The sequence below is a fragment of the Ruegeria sp. AB9 genome, from assembly GCF_056542585.1.
On the sequence record NZ_JBQGAA010000009.1, the window covers coordinates 68,952 to 86,847 of the forward strand.

Here is a 17,896-nt window from a genome sequence, read left to right on the forward strand (position 1 = left end):
GTTGCTGTTAAAGCCCGGCTATCAGGCCCCTCATGAAGCAGCAATTCACAATCACACGGCTTGGACATCAGGGCGATGGCATTGCTGACGGCCCTGTCTACGCCCCGCGCACCCTGCCCGGCGAGGTCATCAGTGGCACTCTTGTTGGCCAGCTTCTGACCGATATCCGGGTAGAGACTCCGTCCGAAGACCGGATCAAAGCTCCGTGTCGTCACTACAAAGCGTGCGGTGGCTGCCAGTTACAGCACGCATCTGATGCATTTGTGGCCAGTTGGAAGCTGGAAATTGTGCGCAACGCACTGACGGCGCAAGGCCTCGATGCGCCTCTGCGTCCAATACACACTTCGCCCGAACAGTCGCGTCGGCGCGCTACGATTGCCGTAAGACGCACGAAGAAGGGCACATTGGCTGGGTTTCACGGTCGTGCATCAGAGGCGATCACGGAAATACCCGAGTGCCTGTTGCTCGACCCGTCTTTGATCGCTGCCATTCCAGTTGCCGAGGCGCTAGCTGTTCTGGGCGGAAGCCGCAAAGGCGTTTTGGCTGTCGCGCTCACACTGTCGGACGGCGGTTTAGATGTGGCCGTCAAAGGTGGCAAACCTTTGGACGGCCCTTTGGAACTTGCGTTGGCGCAAGCGACCGAGAAGCATGGTCTGGCCCGGCTCAGCTGGGATGGTGAGGTCATCGCCATGCGCCACGCACCGGTTCAGCGGTTTGGAACAGCTAATGTCACACCGCCTCCCGGAGCCTTCCTGCAGGCAACACAGGACGGAGAACAGGCTCTGTTACAGGCGGTTATCGAAGCCACAAAAGGTGCGAAACGTATTGTTGACCTGTTTGCAGGCAGCGGAACATTCTCTCTGCCCTTGGCGGAAGGTGCCGAAGTTCACGCAGTTGAAGGCGAGGCGGCTATGGCCCAGGCATTGGATCAGGGCTGGCGCAGGGCTCAGGGTCTGAAACGTGTGACCACCGAGGCCCGCGACCTGTTCCGCCGCCCGCTGATGTCGGATGAACTGAAGCCCTTCGGCGCAGTCGTGCTGGACCCGCCCCGCGCCGGTGCCGAAGCGCAGATAGAAGAGATTGCGCAGGCTCAACAACCGGTGATTGCCTATGTCTCTTGCAACCCTGTCACCTTTGCTCGCGATGCAAAAACGCTGGTTAACGCGGGCTACACCCTTGAATGGGTACAGGTCGTTGACCAATTTCGATGGTCGTCACATACGGAACTCGCTGCGCGGTTTGTCCTGAACGCCGCATCTTGATCAGACAGGGGAATGCGACTCATGAGGTCTAAACAGCGTTTGCTGAACATTATAGAAGCGCCCGTTTTCGGCCGGTTCATTACGGCTGTCATCATCTTCAATGCCATCCTTCTGGGGATGGAAACATCGCCGACCCTGATGGAAATAGCAGGGCCGGTGATTGTAGCATTGGACAAACTGTGCCTTGCAATTTTCGTTGCCGAAATTGCCATGAAGCTGATCGCCTCGGGGCGCAGGTTCTTTACAAATGGCTGGAACATATTCGATTTCCTGATCGTCGGCATCGCCCTGGTTCCCAGCGCCGGAAGCCTATCCGTGCTGCGCGCCCTGCGTATTCTGCGGGTGTTGCGCGTGATTTCCGTCGCTCCACGCCTGCGCCGCGTGGTCGAAGGGTTCATCTCGGCCCTTCCCGGAATGGCCAGTGTGTTTCTGCTGATGGCCATCCTGTTCTATATCGGGGCCGTGATCTCGACCAAGTTGTTTTCGGCAAGCTTTCCGAGCTGGTTCGGCGATCTGGGCCTGTCCGCCTACACGCTGTTCCAGATCATGACATTGGAAAGCTGGTCGATGGGGATCGTGCGACCGGTGATGGAGGTTTATCCTTACGCCTGGGTCTTTTTTGTCCCCTTCATCATGGTCACCACTTTTGCAGTGGTGAACCTGTTGGTGGGCCTTATCGTGAATTCGATGCAGGATGCCCACCACGCCGAGGACGAGGTTAAAACCGACGCCTATCGCGACGAGGTTCTGGAACGACTGGAGAGCATTGAACGTCGGCTGGTCGAGCAGTCGAACATCAAAAAGTGATTTCAGTTTTTATTTTTTTTGACATAATGATTGCAAAAAAGCAGAGCAGGCAGTGAAACATGGATCGTCGAGCATTCGGATTGGGGGCGATGGCAACGCTGAGTCTATCGGCTTGTGCCTCAGCCAGCCCAAGATTTCTGACATATAACGGACCTGAAGTGACCTCTTTGGTGGTCAACAAGGGCGCGCGCAAACTTTACCTGTTGCATAACGAAAAGATCCTCAAGGAATATGATGTTGATTTGGGGTTTGCACCCAGTGGAACTAAGAACCAGCGCGGGGACGGCCGAACGCCCGAGGGCTCATATCTGATCGATCGTCACAACCCCAGAAGCCGGTATCATCTGTCCTTAGGCATATCCTATCCCAACTCGCAGGACGTTGCCAAAGCCAAGGCTGCGGGTGTTGATCCCGGTGGAGATATCTTTATCCACGGGCAACCGAATCTGAGATCAGAGCTGAGACGCGCCAAAAAGACGCCGGATTGGACAGCAGGATGCATCGCGGTCAAGAATGACGAAATCGAAGAGATCTATTCGATGGTCGGCCGGGGTACATTGATCACTCTGCGCCCTTAGGCTGTATCGGCGACCAGGCACAGAATCCGAACGCTTCATAGTCGCGCTGGTAGGTTTCAACTGCCAGCGCTTCCAGTTGTGCATCGTAGATCTGGTCGAGAAAATACGGTTCATCCGGAGCGCAGTGACCAGGTTGTGGCGGGTTTGAATGCCCCATATTGCGCGCCAAATCCGGCAGAGCCGTCGTCAAGTCCTCTTCCCTCAAGATCAGGTCCGGCATGGTAAAGGACGCGATTCCTTCCAATGTCCTGAATTGGCTGCACCACGTACCGTCCACTCGGATCGGTGTCTGACCGTTGAGGTTGAGGCGTAAAAAGTCCAGAAACCCCCAAAATGCTTCACGGTGCTGCTCAAGGGAATAGTTGTTTTCCCGCACTTGCCCTGGGATCGGCAGTTTGAGCCGGTTGCGCAGGTAGTTCCGCACCATCTTGTAGCTGCCCGGCCCGGTGCTCAGAATATGCTGACAAAACGCCGTATGTGCCCGGGCCAGCGGGTGACGCAGAACCGTGAATTGCCGATGACCGGGATGGTTCTGCTTCCAGGAACGGACCTGTTTGCGATTCCGATCCGTGATCAGCTTGGCCACCGGGCATCCGTCCAGATCAGCCAGCCATTGCGTGACTACAGGCTCTAATCCGCAGCGAATGGGCAAATACATTAATGAAGACCGTGGTGCTGCTACATATAGCGGTACGGCCGCGCCGCGCTGAGGTTCAAAACTACTCGACTGAAACAGCCCGAACCGATCCTGATCGGAAAGGGCTTGATTCATTTCATCGGGGTTGGTGACTTTCGACACGGCCGGCGCCGGGTTTTGCGGCTTTAGTGTATCGTCCAGGCGGGTCAGTCGTGCCTTTACCCCCAGCCACGCGGCCAGCCCGTTCATGACCTCCAGCTCAGTCAGGTCGTCATAGTTAATAAAGAACCCTGTTTGGCCGGTTTTTTGCAGATGCCTTTGCAGCATAAACCGATGGCGTTGCATCTGTGTCAGATAATCTGAAAACTCTTCGGCCTCGAAGGTAACCTGCGCGTCGACGCGGCGTTTCACATTCTTCAGCAGCCACTGCTGTGTCGCCCGGGCGATTTTCAGTGACAGATAGCTGTCCAGTGGATTGCGGGTCAGAATGATCTTGGCGCAACGCGGATCGTTCAGCATAGGCTTCAGAATACGTGGGTCATGGTCTTCGAAATATCGAAAGCCATTGATGTCGCCCGGCGCTGATCGGATGGCTTTGAGCAATCGCATGGGATCCGCATCCCGGTCTTCCAGTGACAGACCCAGCAGGTGGTCAGATTTCAGGCTGCCAGTAAAATGCGGGTTGAATGCCTCTCCGTGGCAGGTAATCCCGTCCAGCGCATTCAGATTGGCCTCAAGCAGGTTCGATCCTGTGCGCATGGCAGCCAGAATAACGAAGTAATCAAAATTTACTGACATGGGCAATCACTGCACCAGATAAGGTTTTCGGTAGGGTTTAGTCTGGCGGCCGAATGTGTCGTCTGCCGGGAAATCGCCCATCAGGTAAGGGTGCATTCCCTGATTCTTGAGGTTTTGCAGGAACTTCCCGAATCCGGACAGATCGACCATGGTCGGCACTTCGGTCAGGTGTCTGGCCTGCTGCATGCCAATCTCTTCGAGGACGGTTTGCAATGCATCCATCGGAGATTCAACAAAATCGGCCAGCGTCCAGCTGCGCATCCGCGCCTTGGTCCAGACCGATGTCAGTACCTCAAGCTGTTTGGTTTCAATTTGTTGCAGACGTGCCGCCTCACACCGGATTTCCGCGAAGTTCATGTTCGACCGGAAGAGTGGAATTGCCCACGCGCCGGTGATGACGGAAATCTGAGCGTTCTTGTCCCGCGCCAGAAACCAGTTGATTTCCTGCGTGTCCCTGGGGCTGAACTGAAAACACTGACGCTCGCCCCGTGTGTTCCAGATCAGATTCGACAGAAAGGCCGTTGGGTTATAATCCCGCAGCGCCGCACTATCGCTGAGTGCGCCATTCGTTATGGTTTCCCCCTGCGCAAATTCGGCGCGTTCTGGCCCGAAAAGATGCCCGTGGACTCTGGTTCCTGTGGTCGCGGCCAGCCATGGCTCGAAATCCTCGAACAGTTCGGAAAAGCCCTGGAACACGGAATATTGCGATGATGTCAGGCCGTTTTCACTGCCATGCCGGGGAAACCGGCTTTGCATGTACAGTCCGTCGCGCCCGCGAGTTCGCCGTTCCACCGCTTTCGAGAATACGCGATCGATCTTGCCCGGATTAGGTTCCGCCGGTTTCATTGCTCCGGTCTGGTCCGTCAGGAATGCCTGGTACAACCGTTCCGCGCGGGGCCAGATTTTGCGGGCGACAAAACAATCTGATCGGCGCAGCAATTGCAGATGATCGTCATAGAAGATGTGCGGACGGCCTTGATAGTCGAATTTGGACAGGGTCAGAGACCGGCTTTCAATATGCGTGGAATACAAACGCGCCAGTGTCTGGAAATAGCTTTCATCCGGAATCCAGACGTGACGGAAGTACTTGTCATATAGCTTGCGTCTTGGGTCCTGAAGGATTGCGGATAACGTTTGGCGGGTCAGGCACCACCACTGGCTACCCATATGCGGAACCAGGCCGTCGGGGATTTGCCTGCGAAATCCAACGGCGCGCTGAAGTTTTACATATGCGTCGAACAATTTGCGCTGTTTGCGCCATGAGAACGGAAATCGCAGGGTGAACCGTTCATGATCCAACCCACCGATGGTCCAACTGACATCGGACGTCGTCGCGCTTTCGATGAAATCGACGCGGGGACGATCTGACAAGTAATCGATCAGTTCCTGAACCGGTCGCAAGGGCAAGCAAGCCCCCGATGCAAGAAACACATGCCGGACCTCTGGGAACTGCTCCAGCATCAGCTCGGATGCGCATTGTGAGGCGGCAACAATACCCCAACCGCCCCAATCGCACCGATGCCGATCCGAAAACACAATCCTTGGATCATTCGAACACGACGCCACAAATCGGGTGTACACATCGTCTGATACCTTGCGGTCTACATGGATGACCACCGGGCACCCTGCTGCTGTCCAGTGGCGCGCGACCTGCTCGGCGCGGTCCAGCGACGTATGAACCAGCATGACAACACCCAGACCACTCATGCCCAGTTCCCTTTCGACATGAGGCCCAGGATCTCAAGCTGCCGCCAGTTGATATATGCCTCGGACCACTCGCACCAGAAAACGGGCTTGTCCTCAAGCTGAGTGGCATAGGCCTTGTATTCGCCCGATCCGCGATAATGCTGGCCACGCTTCAGTTCTTCGCGGGCTTTGTCGCCAAGAATATTGATCAACTTGGCGTGCAGCAGGGATCCGCTGGCTTTCTCGCCACCCCATTCGTCATAAACCTGATTGAGCCCACGCGGCAAAAGCGAATGGGTCGAGCTGACATAGACATAGCGCCGGTCCCATTTCACCAGCGGAATTTTGTTCAGCGCCGGCGCTTTGGACGGGTTGTCCCGAAAGAACACGCGCGCCCGTGGGCCACCCTGTATCCATAGGTTCTTGAACTCGGGATTCTTGGTGATCATGTAGTTGCCGGGATCGAACCAGCGCGCAATTTTGAACGGGTCCTGACCTTCGGCATAAGGTTCAGCGTCCACTGGCCCCTCAGGGTACATGTCGATCAGCATGGTGCCAAAGCTGCGCACGGCACTGCCATCCAGCCAGTCCGTCAAGGCGCGGATGGGGCGGGTGTCGCAGAACGGGTATATGAAGAATTCATCCGGATCGACGCTCAGGACCCAGTGTCCATGCGCATATTTGCGCAGCAAGTAATTCGACCAGTCCAGGCCATAGCTTGCGCGTTTGTAACTGGTTGTAGTCCGCCAGACCGAAACGTCGGCCTGTTCCTGCAAAAACTCGAAACTGCCGTCATCGCTGTTATTGTCGACAAACAGAAAGTGGTTGATGCCGAGTTTCCGGTAGTACTCAAGAAAGAAGGGCAGGCGGATTTTCTCGTTCCGCACAACGCTCATCAACAGGATATCGTCGCTGCGGATTGCCTTTGTATTATTGCTGACCGGCTTGAGCTCGCGGCGTCGTTTGAGGCAACGCAGAATACGGCGCTTGCGCCGCAATCTCATTTTGTAAGACTCAAACAGGCTCACGCGACTGCCCAACCTTTGTTATGACGCGAGCTTTCCCCGACCCCGTCGCGACCGTTGGCGCGACAAGGCATTATCGGTTTATGCCACCTTTGCATCTTCTGAGGCAACGACTTTAAAACCCGTAAATAGTAAACGTGCCGTTGATGTCGTTGTTTTCATGTTCAGTCCCAGCCCCCGCTGGTCATCAGATCCATCTGTTGCAACTGGCTCCAGCCGGTGTAGCGCACCGATTGTGAGGTCCACATGTCCGGTTGGTTAATTATTCCATCGTAGTATGGCCCGAATTGGTCCGGATCATGAAAATGCTGGCGGCGCTGTTTTTCGGTTTTGGATTTTTCAATAACGTCGGGCAGGAACTTGGTGTGCAGCAACACGCCCGACGGGGTCGTGCCGCCCGGCCCGTCATAGGCTTCGTTCAGATGGCGCGGCAGGGCGGAATGACATGAGTTCACATAAGCATAGCGTCGCGACCAGCGCATCAGCGGTATCTTGTTCAGCGTTGGTGATCTCTGCCGTGTTTGCTTGAAAAACACCCGTTCTCTTGCGCCACCCTGTACCCATAGATTACCCATAGGGCTTTGACGTTGCACGCGAAACGGCCCTGCGTCGAACCAGCCCAGTGGATTGGTTGGGTCGGTTTGAGGGTCGTAAGCCTCATCGCCCAAAGGGCCCTTGGGATACAGGTCCAGCATCAGCGCCCCGAACCCGACCTTTCCGCGCCGGTCCAGCCATTCTGTCAGGTCATGCAGGGATCGGGTATCGCAATGGGTATAAACCAACAGTTCATCCGCATCGACCATCAGGCACCAGTGGCGGTGGCCATACCGCATCTGCAACCAGGTCAGCCAATCCAGACCAAACCGCGATCCACGATAGCTGGAATGGGTTTTCCACACAGAGACATCCGGTTGATCCTGCAGATATTCTGACGATCCATCGTCGCTGCCATTGTCGACGATCAGAAAGTGATTAACACCCAAACCGCGATAGTGACGAAAGAACCAGGGCAGGCGGATGATTTCGTTGCGTAAGGTGGTAAAGGCCAACACGTCGCCGCTCTGGATCCTGGCTGTCTGATCCTTCACGCAGGTCAACTGATGTCGGCTGCGCAGCGATCTCCAAAGCAGCCGCCGACGTTTCCAGCGTAACCTGTACTTCTGTGCCCATCCGATCTGGGGAAGTGTCAAAGCTGCGCTGGACGTCACCGGGGCCTCATTTCTCGTAGTGGCCGTTCTGGTGCCAGCGCCAGGCATCGGCGATCATCGTCTCTAACGTTGATCTTTTTGGCTTCCATCCCAGTTCATTTTCAGCCCGAACAGAGCCGGATACCAGCTTTGTGCAATCTCCGGCCCGACGCTGCCCCACTGAATACGGTACAGGACGGTTTGTGACGGATTTGGATTGCTCAATCACCTCAAGCACTGAGAACCCGGACCCGGTGCCCAGATTGAAGACACGGCTTTCTTTGCCCTCTTCCAGCCAGCCCAGCCCCAGAATATGCGCATCTACCAGATCACAAACATGTACATAGTCGCGGATACATGTGCCGTCAGGCGTGTCATAATCCGTGCCAAAGACAGTCAATCCTTCCCGCTTTCCATCAATTGCGTCCAGCATCAGCGGGATCAGATGGGTTTCGGGCCGGTGAAACTCACCCACTTCGCCTTCGGGATCAGCACCTGCAACGTTGAAATAGCGGAAGATGACATGGCGCAGTCCGTGAGCCGCCTCGAAATCTTTAAGGATATCCTCGATTGCGCGTTTCGATGCGCCGTAGGCGTTCAAGGGATACTGTGCCGTGGACTCATCGAGAACCACATTGTCGTGCTCGCCATATGTGGCACATGTGGACGAGAACACAAAATCCAGACACCCGGCCGCAACCGCAGCTTCAATCAGCGTCAGTGAACCTGTGACATTGTTCGACCAGTATAGCCCGGGCTGACGCATAGCATCGCCAACCTGGCTGAGCGCCGCAAAATGCATCACCGCAGCGGGCTTGTGTTTTGCAAACACCTCATCCAGACGTTCCCGGTCCAACAGGTCGCCCTGTTCAAAAGGTCCGTATTTTACCGCGTCCTGCCAACCAGTGACCAGATTGTCGTAGGTCACAGGAAGATAGCCTGCCTGCGCAAGCGCCTTGCAGGCGTGTGAACCAATATATCCGGCACCGCCGGTAACGAGAATTGTCTTCATGTTGCTTCCATTGGAATGGGTTAAGAACCAGCTATGCCGCTTGGGCCGGTGAAGTCATGGGGAAAAGAGGTTACTCCAGCCCCATGGCTGCCATCATCTCTTCGATCTTGGGCACGTCCTGCGGGTTGTTCAGTTCCCAGAACTGACGGCCCTTGGCTTCCACCTCGACGCACAGAACCTTGCGCCCGTTTTCCATGAACCTGAGCTGTTCCAGGCCTTCCAACTGCTCCAGCGGCCCGGTCGGCCAACCGGGATACGCCGCCAGGGGATCGGGTCGATAGGCGTAGACGCCAACATGGTGAAACACAGGGGTCGGATCGTCGCCCGAGTATGTCTCAGACGTAAAGGGCACGACCTCTTTTGAGAAATACATCGCACTGTGATCGCGCCCGAACACTGCCGTCGTACCGCCCACACGGTCATGCCTGCGGTCGTTCAGCAGGCTGTTTAATGCATTGCCGTCGCAACGTAATACCGGGGTGGCAATGCCAGCTTCCGGGGCTGCGCGCAGTCCCGAGATCAGGTCTTCGACAAACCAATGCGGCGTCAGAGGCGCATCACCCTGCAGGTTGACCACGATCTCATAGCCACCGCCCAGAACTTTATGCGCTTCTGCGCAGCGTTCGGTACCGTTCTGACAATTTTCAGAAGTCATAACGACTTCGGCCCCAAAGCCCTCGGACACCTCGCGGATACGATCATCATCCGTTGCGACGACAACCCGATCGACGCCCGAGACAGACTTGGCCGCACGCCAAGACCGTTCTATCAATGTCATGGCGTCCCCTTTTGCGCCGGTCAGAGGCACCAAAGGCTTGCCGGGATAGCGGGTCGAGGCATAGCGGGCGGGAATGGCGATCAGAACTGACATCAAGCCTCCTTCAGCTCAACACCCGGGGCGTAAGCGATAAAAAACGGGTTGGCATAGCCTTCTTTGCCATAAAGGAGGGGCGAATGATCGTCAAACCGCACAACCTGACCGCCGGCTCCGGCCAAGACTGCGTGGCCAGCCGCCGTATCCCATTCCATTGTGCGCCCCACGCGCGGATAGATATCTGCCTCACCTGTGGCGACCAGACAGAATTTGAGCGAAGACCCTGCGCTTTTGCTGTCCTTCACCTGGTACTTGTTGATGTAATCTTCGGTGGCTTGATCCCTGTGGGATTTTGAAGCCACGACCATAAGCTGGGAATTGTCCGGATCAGAGACTGATATATCTGCCAACGGTCCAGTCGCATTCTTGTCGAATGCACCTGTTTCCTCGACAGCGCGACCGTCTGCCTGCGTGAAGAACATGCGGCCTCTTGCCGGGGCATAGACCACACCCCGGGTGGGCACTCCGCTCTCGACCAGCGCGATGTTGACGGTGAAGTCACCGCGGCGGTTGATAAATTCCTTGGTACCATCCAGCGGGTCAACAATCAGGAAAGTATCGCCTTTTTCCGAATGTGACGCGGCCTGTTCTTCGGTGACCAGAAGGATATCGGGGAATGCTTCACGCAACCCTGCCGAAATCAGTGCATCGGCGGCTTCGTCTGCCTCGGTCACAGGGCTGGAGTCGGATTTGACTTTGACATCGAAATCATCCGCCTCGTAGATTTCCATAATCTTGTCGCCTGCCTCCAGAGCCAGTCGTCGGATGACGGGAATAAGCGTGTCGTAGGTCACAAAAATGCTCCGTTCCTGTGGTTTGTTGATCCAAATTCGCGATCGACTTATGATGCGGCGGTTACGGAACGGCAAGATATTCATGCCAGTTTAGAGGCGGCGAAGCAGAAAAGACCCTTCGAATGTTCTATTTCAAGCGCAATCAAACGCTGCTGGGCGGCGCATTCACGACGGCTGAGCTGGTGTTCCATGCCACCGTGCGAAAGGTGCGCTCGCAACATCCGAATGCGGTGGTCGCCATCCTTATCAATGTCCTGCAACTCGTCGTGATGGGAACTACATTCTACCTGCTCATGTCATTGATGGGTCGGGGCGGTATCCCCAAGATCAGGGGTGAGTTTCTGCTGTATGTTCTGTCCGGCGTTTTCCCGTTCATGCTGCATATCCAGTCAATAGGTGCGATTTCAGGAGTCGGGTCCGCGAACAATCCGATGATGCTGCATTCACCAATGAATGTGATGGTCACGATCCTATCTGCGGCGCTCGGTGTTCTTTACAAGCAGTTGCTGGCCATGTTTGTGATCCTGTTTATCTATAGCGTCGCGGTCGCCCCGATTGAGGTTCAGGATCCTGGCGGTGCTTTTGCAATGCTAATGCTGGCCTGGTTTACCGGATGTGCTGTAGGTTTGGTGTTCATGGCACTGAAGCCGTGGTTTCCAACAACTGTTGGAATGCTCACCAACATCTATCGTCGTCTGAACATGGTGTTTTCAGGAAAAATGTTCGTTGCAAACACACTGGGCGGCGGGTTGCTGATGATGTTCGCCTGGAACCCGCTGTTTCATATTATCGATCAGTGTCGCGGCTTCATATTCCGAAACTATTTTCCGCGAAACACAAGTTGGGAATACGCACTATGGGTCGGGATCGCCCTGTTGATGATCGGCCTGATGGGTGAGTTTTTCACCCGCCAGCACGTTTCGCAAAGCTGGAACGCGCGCCGCTAACGTGCGACCCGCAGCGTCAGGTTGATCCGCCCGCCTTTTGGCAACAACCGGGATGATCCGTATCTGATCCGGTCGACCCCGTGATAGGCCAGCCGTGCCGGGCCGCCCATGATCACCACATCGCCCGAGCCAAGCCAGATCGATTCTGTCTTGCCGCCGCGTGTGGTGTTGCCGATCCGGAACAGGGCGTCATCGCCCAGGGAAACTGACAGAACCGGCCAGGAAAAATCTGCCTCGTCTTTGTCCTGATGCAGGCCCATCTTGGCGCCTTCTGCATAGTAGTTGATCAAACAGCAATCCGGCGTGCGCTCGGTACTGATCAGATCCCGCCAGATATCAAGTATGACGGGTGGGATTTCAGGCCAGACCCCGCCTTTCGGGTGCTCGCCCTGATAGCGGTAGCCTGCCTTGTCGGTCACCCAACCCAGATCCCCGGCCGAGGTCATCCGCACCGACATCTCTTTGCCCGAAGGCGTGACGGGTCGAAACAAGGGTGCGGCTTTCAGAATCGGTCGCAGGGCTGCGATCACCTGTGCCTGGGCGGCAGGATCAAGATAGCCTTTTCTGATTTCGAACCCTCGCAAAATCACTCGCGTCATTCCGGAAACCCCAATCCTTTCCAATTCCTTGCCAAAAAAGACCTCAGATTCCCGAAAACCTGCGTTTTACGGTGCTTGCAGGCCTCTGGTCTCGCCCTTATATACGCCGGGACGCGCGATGGTAGTGCTGTCGCGCACATCAGATCGGGGACGGGATGCCGTAACGGGTCCGGCCCTCGGGACATCGCCTTGAAGAGAAAGGGATTGCAAAAATGGGAAAAGTAATCGGGATTGACCTCGGAACCACCAACTCGTGTGTGGCCATCATGGATGGCTCGCAGCCGAAGGTCATCGAAAACGCCGAAGGGGCGCGGACCACGCCCTCGATCGTTGCCTTCACCGAAGATGAGCGACTGGTCGGTCAGCCTGCAAAACGTCAGGCGGTCACCAACCCCGACAACACGATCTTTGGTGTCAAGCGCCTGATCGGTCGTCGTGTGGATGATGCAGAAGTCGAAAAAGACAAGAAAATGGTGCCCTACGCCATCGTTAATGGTGGCAATGGTGACGCATGGGTCGAAGCCCGCGGAGAAAAGTACTCCCCAAGCCAAATCTCGGCCTTCACTCTGGGCAAGATGAAAGAAACCGCCGAGAGCTATCTGGGTGAGGAAGTCACGCAGGCCGTGATCACCGTTCCGGCATATTTCAACGATGCTCAGCGTCAGGCCACCAAAGACGCCGGTAAAATCGCCGGTCTGGAAGTGCTGCGGATCATCAACGAACCGACGGCTGCTGCGCTGGCCTATGGTCTGGACAAGGAAGAAACCCAAACCATCGCGGTCTATGACCTTGGTGGCGGTACTTTCGACGTGACAATTCTGGAAATCGACGATGGCCTGTTCGAGGTCAAATCGACCAACGGTGACACCTTCCTGGGTGGTGAAGATTTTGACATGCGCATCGTCAACTACCTGGCGGACGAGTTCAAAAAGGAACACGGTGTCGATCTGTCCAGCGACAAGATGGCACTGCAGCGCCTGAAGGAAGCCGCTGAAAAAGCCAAGATCGAGCTGTCCTCGACCTCGCAGACCGAAATCAACCAGCCGTTCATCTCGATGGGTGCCAACGGTCAACCCCTGCACATGGTCATGAAGCTGACCCGTGCCAAGCTGGAATCGCTGGTTGGCGACCTGATCAAGAAGTCGATGAAGCCTTGTCAGGCTGCTCTGAAAGACGCTGGTCTTTCCGCTGCTGATGTGGATGAGGTTGTTCTGGTCGGTGGTATGACCCGGATGCCGAAAGTGATCGAAGAGGTCACCAAATTCTTCGGTAAAGAGCCGCACAAAGGTGTGAACCCGGACGAAGTCGTTGCAATGGGCGCCGCCATTCAGGCCGGTGTTCTGCAAGGCGACGTCAAAGACGTTGTTCTGCTGGACGTGACCCCGCTGTCGCTGGGGATCGAGACGCTGGGTGGCGTGTTCACTCGTCTGATCGACCGCAACACCACGATCCCGACCAAGAAATCTCAGGTCTTCTCGACCGCCGAGGACAACCAGAACGCCGTAACCATCCGCGTGTTCCAGGGTGAGCGTGAAATGGCTGCGGACAACAAGATCCTGGGTCAGTTCAACCTCGAAGACATCCCGCCGGCACCGCGCGGCATGCCTCAGATCGAGGTGACCTTCGATATCGACGCCAACGGCATTGTCTCGGTTTCGGCCAAGGACAAAGGCACCGGCAAAGAGCAGAAGATCACCATCCAGGCATCGGGCGGTCTGTCCGACGAGGACATCGACAAGATGGTCAAGGACGCCGAAGAGAACGCGGAAGCCGACAAGGAACGCCGCGAGCTGGTCGACGCCAAGAACCAGGCAGAAAGCCTCATCCATTCGACTGAGAAGTCGATGGAAGAGCATGCCGACAAGGTCGACCCGACCACCATCGAAGCTATTGAACTGGCAATCGCCGCGCTGAAGGACGAACTGGAAACTGAAAATGCCGACAAGATCAAGTCGGGCATCCAGAACGTCACCGAAGCCGCCATGAAGCTGGGCGAAGCCATCTACAAGGCGCAAGCCGAAGAAGGTGACGATGAGCCGGCGGCAGCCGATGCCGCACCGGGTGACGATGACATTGTCGATGCCGAGTTCGAAGATCTGGACGACGACAAGCGTAACTAACGGCTAACCGGGCCAATGCGGGCCGGTCCGGTTGCCGGGCCGGCCCGATTACGTTGAGGCAGAAGGAAAAACTGATGTCAAAACGCGACTACTACGATGTGCTCGGCGTGTCCAAAGGCGCATCGGCGGACGAGATCAAGAAAGGCTTTCGCAAGAAAGCCAAGGAATTGCATCCCGACCGCAACAAGGACAACCCGGATGCCGAGGCGCAGTTCAAGGAAGCGAACGAAGCCTATGACGTTTTGAAAGATGCAGAACGCAAGGCCGCTTACGATCGCTTTGGCCATGCCGCATTTGAAAACGGCATGGGAGGCGGCGGTCGTCCTGGCGGCGGCTTTGGCGGACAAGGCGACTTCTCCAGCGCATTCTCGGATGTGTTTGACGACCTGTTCGGTGATTTCATGGGTGGTCAGCGGGGTGGCGGTGGACGTCGCGCCGCGCGCGGTTCGGACCTGCGCTATAACCTGCGTGTGACGCTGGAAGAGGCGTTCTCGGGCCTGCAGAAAACCATAAACGTGCCAACTGCTGTGGCTTGTTCGTCTTGTGACGGCACCGGGGCTGAAGGTGGCGTTGAACCCACATCCTGCCCCACCTGTTCGGGCATGGGGAAAGTGCGGGCACAACAGGGCTTCTTTACCGTCGAACGGACTTGCCCGACCTGTTCGGGGCTGGGTCAGATTGTCAAGAACCCTTGCAAGTCTTGCCAGGGTGCTGGCCGCGTCGAAAAAGACCGTGCTTTGTCGGTGAACATCCCTGCTGGTGTTGAAACCGGAACGCGAATTCGTCTGGCGGGCGAGGGTGAGGCCGGAATGCGAGGTGGCCCTCCGGGAGACCTCTATATTTTCGTGGAAGTATCCGAACACAGACTGTTCGAACGCGACAGCGTGAACCTTTACTGCCGTGTGCCGGTCAGCATGGCCAAGGCGGCGCTGGGCGGGTCGATCGAGGTTCCAACCATTGACGGCGGGCGCGGCCGCGTTCAGATTCCAGCCGGAAGCCAGTCGGGCCGGCAAATGCGCCTGCGTGGCAAAGGCATGCCTGCGCTACGTGGTGGTGGTATCGGCGACATGTTTATCGAATTGGCGGTGGAAACCCCCGTCAACCTGACCAGCCGCCAGAAAGAACTGCTGCGAGAGTTCGATGATCTGGGTGAGGATAACCACCCGGAATCAAAGAGCTTCTTTTCGTCCGTTAAGTCCTTCTGGGACGGAATGAAAAGCTAGAAACGCACGCTGTCGGGGGCTCTGCCCCCGTCATCCGTACCGGGCGACTCCCCGAAGACTTTTGTGGCCAGATGTTGGAGGGGAACCCGATCTTCATCCGGCCAATAGCTTGTCGATGCGTAATACTGAGGCCAGGAAGGCTTTCCAAGATGTGTATTTTGGCCTTATCGGATGGCCCGAAGTGGCAATACATCTGGTAAATTGAGTCTTGATTCCGACTGTCGACCCTGAGATTGTCCGCTCCAACCGTTGGGGTGCCCTGTGAAAGGGCTGAGAGGCGCAACCGCGTTAACCCATCGAACCTGATCCGGGCAATTCCGGCGTAGGGAACGGTCTTAAGAACACAGACGTTTTCCTTACCTCGTTGCCCAAAGAAGATGGAGCAACGATATGGTGACAATTGCACTTACCATAGCAGGATCTGATAGCGGTGGTGGTGCGGGGATTCAGGCTGACCTCAAGGCCATGTCGGCTCTGGGTGTTTTTGGCGCAAGCGTTATCACCGCCGTTACGGCGCAAAACACAACGGCCGTTACAGCAGTGCATGGGATTCCGCTGGACATCATTGCCGCCCAAATTGATGCGGTTCTGAGTGATCTGGACGTAAAAGCTGTCAAAATCGGCATGCTGGCGACACCGAAGATCATCCACACTGTCGCCCGGGGATTGGCGGGGTTCGAAGGTCCTGTGGTTCTTGACCCTGTCATGATCGCAAAATCCGGCGACGCTCTGCTGGCGCAGGAGGCGATCCAGACGCTGCGGGATGTGTTGTTGCCAAGGGCGACGGTACTGACACCGAACCTGCCCGAGGCGGCATGCCTGCTGAAAGCGCAAGCCGCAGAATCGCGGGAAGAGATGGCTGAACAAGGCCAGGCTTTGTGCGCGCTGGGCGCGGGCGCTGTTTTGATAAAAGGTGGCCACGGATCTGGTGAAATCTGCCACGATTTACTGATCGATCCTTCGGGTACCGTGGCTGAGTTTCAAGCCCCGCGTCAGGACACCAAAAACACGCATGGGACAGGGTGCACCTTGTCGTCGTCGATCACCGCCGGTTTGGCCAAGGGCCTGACACTACGACACGCAGTCGCGCAGGCGCATGACTATCTGCAAGGCGCCATCGCGCGGGCGGATGAGTTGAATATCGGTTCCGGCCATGGTCCCGTGCATCATTTCCATCGGATTTGGCCCTCATGACAGTGTGGTCGGTCATAGGTGCCGGAGTTGCGGGCCTGGCGGTCGCCAGTGAGCTCGTTTCGCGGGGTGCCGGGGTTCAGGTTTTTGATCCGGGTGGCACACCGGGCCCGCACGGGTGTTCTTGGTGGGCTGGCGGAATGCTGGCCCCATGGTGTGAATATGAGAACGCGGAAGAGCCGGTTTTGCGATTGGGTCAGGATGCGATCGATTGGTGGGCTCAATACACCGAGGTGCACCGACGAGGGACACTTGTTGTTGCAAGCGCCCGCGATCTGCCGGATTTGCGTCGGTTCGCACGTCGAACTGAGGGGTTTGCCGAGGTTGATCGTACAAAACTCGCTGAGTTAGAGCCTGATCTGGCTGGGTTTGGCAAAGGCTTGTATTTCGAACGCGAAGCTCATTTGGATCCGCGTCAGGCGCTGCGCGATCTGTATCGTCATTTGCAAGGTCAGGGTGTGGAATTCCATCGAAAACTGGCACCCGCCCAGTTGGACAATGCCATAGACTGCCGCGGTCTTCACGCGCGTGAATACCTTCATGACCTGCGCGGCGTGAAGGGTGAGATGCTGGTCATTCGCTGCCCTGATGTCGAACTGACGCGACCGGTGCGTTTGCTGCACCCTCGGATGCCGCTTTACATCGTTCCGCGTGGTGACGGTGTCTATATGTTGGGTGCGACCATGATTGAATCTGAGGATAGCAGCCGCATCACTGCCCGTTCGATGCTGGAGCTGCTCAGCGCGGCCTATGCCGTGAACCCGGCTTTTGGTGAGGCTGAGGTTCTGGAAATCGGTGTCGATCTGCGCCCTGCTTTCCCGGATAACCTGCCGCGTATCCGGCGCTTGGGTCGGACAATCTTTGCCAACGGACTCTATCGTCATGGCTATCTGCTGGCACCTGCATTGGCGCGGGGCGTGGCGGATCTGGCGCTGGACAATACACATTCGGAGATGGTCGATGAAGATCGTGCTTAACGGTGAGACGCGCGACGTGCGCGCCGAAACCCTTTCAGAGCTGTTGGGAGAATGCGGCTTTTCGGGTCGCGTGGCCACCGCCGTCAACGAGGATTTCGTGCCCTCGAGCCTGCGCATCGCTCACAAACTGGCCGAAGGCGACCGGGTCGAGGTTGTCGCTCCAATGCAGGGGGGCTGAG

The 17,896-nt window shown here is 56.6% G+C and carries 17 protein-coding genes and 1 riboswitch; of the genes, 9 read left to right on the forward strand and 8 right to left on the reverse strand.

Annotated elements, in window-relative coordinates:
• The first annotated feature begins 32 nt into the window (after positions 1-32).
• From ACR0K5_RS17165 to ACR0K5_RS17175, 3 genes are read left to right on the forward strand one after another with little or no spacing between them, the layout of a single operon-like run.
• Positions 33-1,262, forward strand: coding sequence for a class I SAM-dependent RNA methyltransferase (locus ACR0K5_RS17165; protein WP_480630869.1), 1,230 nt, complete (start codon positions 33-35; stop codon positions 1,260-1,262).
• A 21-nt stretch (positions 1,263-1,283) separates the two neighbouring features.
• Positions 1,284-2,069, forward strand: coding sequence for an ion transporter (locus ACR0K5_RS17170; RefSeq protein ID WP_480630870.1), 786 nt, complete (start codon positions 1,284-1,286; stop codon positions 2,067-2,069).
• Positions 2,070-2,128: 59 nt separating this feature from the next.
• On the forward strand, positions 2,129-2,647 hold the full coding sequence (locus ACR0K5_RS17175) for a L,D-transpeptidase family protein (RefSeq protein WP_480630871.1): 519 nt from the start codon (positions 2,129-2,131) through the stop codon (positions 2,645-2,647).
• On the opposite strand, the gene ACR0K5_RS17180 is transcribed toward ACR0K5_RS17175, so the two are convergent.
• The 7 genes from ACR0K5_RS17180 to cysQ form a co-directional block, all read right to left on the reverse strand.
• The gene (locus ACR0K5_RS17180) at positions 2,631-4,082 is read right to left on the reverse strand and encodes a nodulation protein NodH (protein ID WP_480630872.1); all 1,452 of its coding nucleotides are present in this window, start codon (positions 4,080-4,082) and stop codon (positions 2,631-2,633) included. The genes ACR0K5_RS17175 and ACR0K5_RS17180 overlap by 17 nt on opposite strands.
• A 6-nt stretch (positions 4,083-4,088) precedes the next feature.
• Entirely contained in the window at positions 4,089-5,789 is a 1,701-nt protein-coding gene (locus ACR0K5_RS17185) for a DUF5927 domain-containing protein (RefSeq protein ID WP_480630873.1), read from the reverse strand.
• Positions 5,786-6,772, reverse strand: coding sequence for a glycosyltransferase family 2 protein (locus ACR0K5_RS17190; RefSeq protein ID WP_480630874.1), 987 nt, complete (start codon positions 6,770-6,772; stop codon positions 5,786-5,788). The genes ACR0K5_RS17185 and ACR0K5_RS17190 overlap by 4 nt, the downstream gene beginning before the upstream one ends.
• A 185-nt stretch (positions 6,773-6,957) precedes the next feature.
• Entirely contained in the window at positions 6,958-8,001 is a 1,044-nt protein-coding gene (locus ACR0K5_RS17195; RefSeq protein WP_480630875.1) for a glycosyltransferase family 2 protein, read from the reverse strand.
• Between the two features lie 7 nt (positions 8,002-8,008).
• The gene (gene galE, locus ACR0K5_RS17200) at positions 8,009-8,992 is read right to left on the reverse strand and encodes a UDP-glucose 4-epimerase GalE (protein ID WP_480630876.1); all 984 of its coding nucleotides are present in this window, start codon (positions 8,990-8,992) and stop codon (positions 8,009-8,011) included.
• A 70-nt stretch (positions 8,993-9,062) separates the two neighbouring features.
• Positions 9,063-9,863, reverse strand: coding sequence for a 3-deoxy-manno-octulosonate cytidylyltransferase family protein (locus tag ACR0K5_RS17205; protein WP_480630877.1), 801 nt, complete (start codon positions 9,861-9,863; stop codon positions 9,063-9,065).
• Positions 9,863-10,660: a 3'(2'),5'-bisphosphate nucleotidase CysQ gene (cysQ, locus tag ACR0K5_RS17210; RefSeq protein ID WP_480630878.1), complete on the reverse strand. Its 798-nt coding sequence runs from the start codon at positions 10,658-10,660 to the stop codon at positions 9,863-9,865. The genes ACR0K5_RS17205 and cysQ overlap by 1 nt, the downstream gene beginning before the upstream one ends.
• A gap of 122 nt (positions 10,661-10,782) precedes the next feature.
• On the opposite strand from cysQ, the gene ACR0K5_RS17215 reads away from it, so the two are divergent.
• On the forward strand, positions 10,783-11,607 hold the full coding sequence (locus ACR0K5_RS17215; protein WP_480630879.1) for an ABC transporter permease: 825 nt from the start codon (positions 10,783-10,785) through the stop codon (positions 11,605-11,607).
• Here the strand turns inward: ACR0K5_RS17215 and ACR0K5_RS17220 are convergent.
• On the reverse strand, positions 11,604-12,206 hold the full coding sequence (locus ACR0K5_RS17220) for an alpha-ketoglutarate-dependent dioxygenase AlkB family protein (RefSeq protein WP_480630880.1): 603 nt from the start codon (positions 12,204-12,206) through the stop codon (positions 11,604-11,606). The two genes, ACR0K5_RS17215 and ACR0K5_RS17220, sit on opposite strands and share 4 nt — an antisense overlap.
• Before the next feature lie 212 nt (positions 12,207-12,418).
• Here ACR0K5_RS17220 and dnaK point away from each other — a divergent pair, with 212 nt between their 5' ends.
• From dnaK to thiS, 5 genes are all read left to right on the forward strand, one after another.
• Positions 12,419-14,326: a molecular chaperone DnaK gene (gene dnaK / locus ACR0K5_RS17225; protein ID WP_480630881.1), complete on the forward strand. Its 1,908-nt coding sequence runs from the start codon at positions 12,419-12,421 to the stop codon at positions 14,324-14,326.
• A gap of 74 nt (positions 14,327-14,400) precedes the next feature.
• On the forward strand, positions 14,401-15,549 hold the full coding sequence (gene dnaJ, locus ACR0K5_RS17230) for a molecular chaperone DnaJ (RefSeq protein ID WP_480630882.1): 1,149 nt from the start codon (positions 14,401-14,403) through the stop codon (positions 15,547-15,549).
• Positions 15,550-15,789: 240 nt separating this feature from the next.
• Positions 15,790-15,895, forward strand: a riboswitch (TPP riboswitch).
• Between the two features lie 44 nt (positions 15,896-15,939).
• Positions 15,940-16,743 (forward strand): bifunctional hydroxymethylpyrimidine kinase/phosphomethylpyrimidine kinase, encoded by an 804-nt coding sequence (gene thiD, locus ACR0K5_RS17235; RefSeq protein ID WP_480630883.1) that lies wholly within the window; start codon positions 15,940-15,942, stop codon positions 16,741-16,743.
• Positions 16,740-17,717, forward strand: a complete 978-nt coding sequence (gene thiO / locus ACR0K5_RS17240) for a glycine oxidase ThiO (protein WP_480630884.1) — start codon at positions 16,740-16,742, stop codon at positions 17,715-17,717. The genes thiD and thiO overlap by 4 nt, the downstream gene beginning before the upstream one ends.
• Complete coding sequence (gene thiS / locus ACR0K5_RS17245) at positions 17,701-17,895, forward strand: sulfur carrier protein ThiS (protein ID WP_480630885.1); 195 nt, start codon at positions 17,701-17,703, stop codon at positions 17,893-17,895. The genes thiO and thiS overlap by 17 nt, the downstream gene beginning before the upstream one ends.
• Position 17,896: the final 1 nt, after the last annotated feature.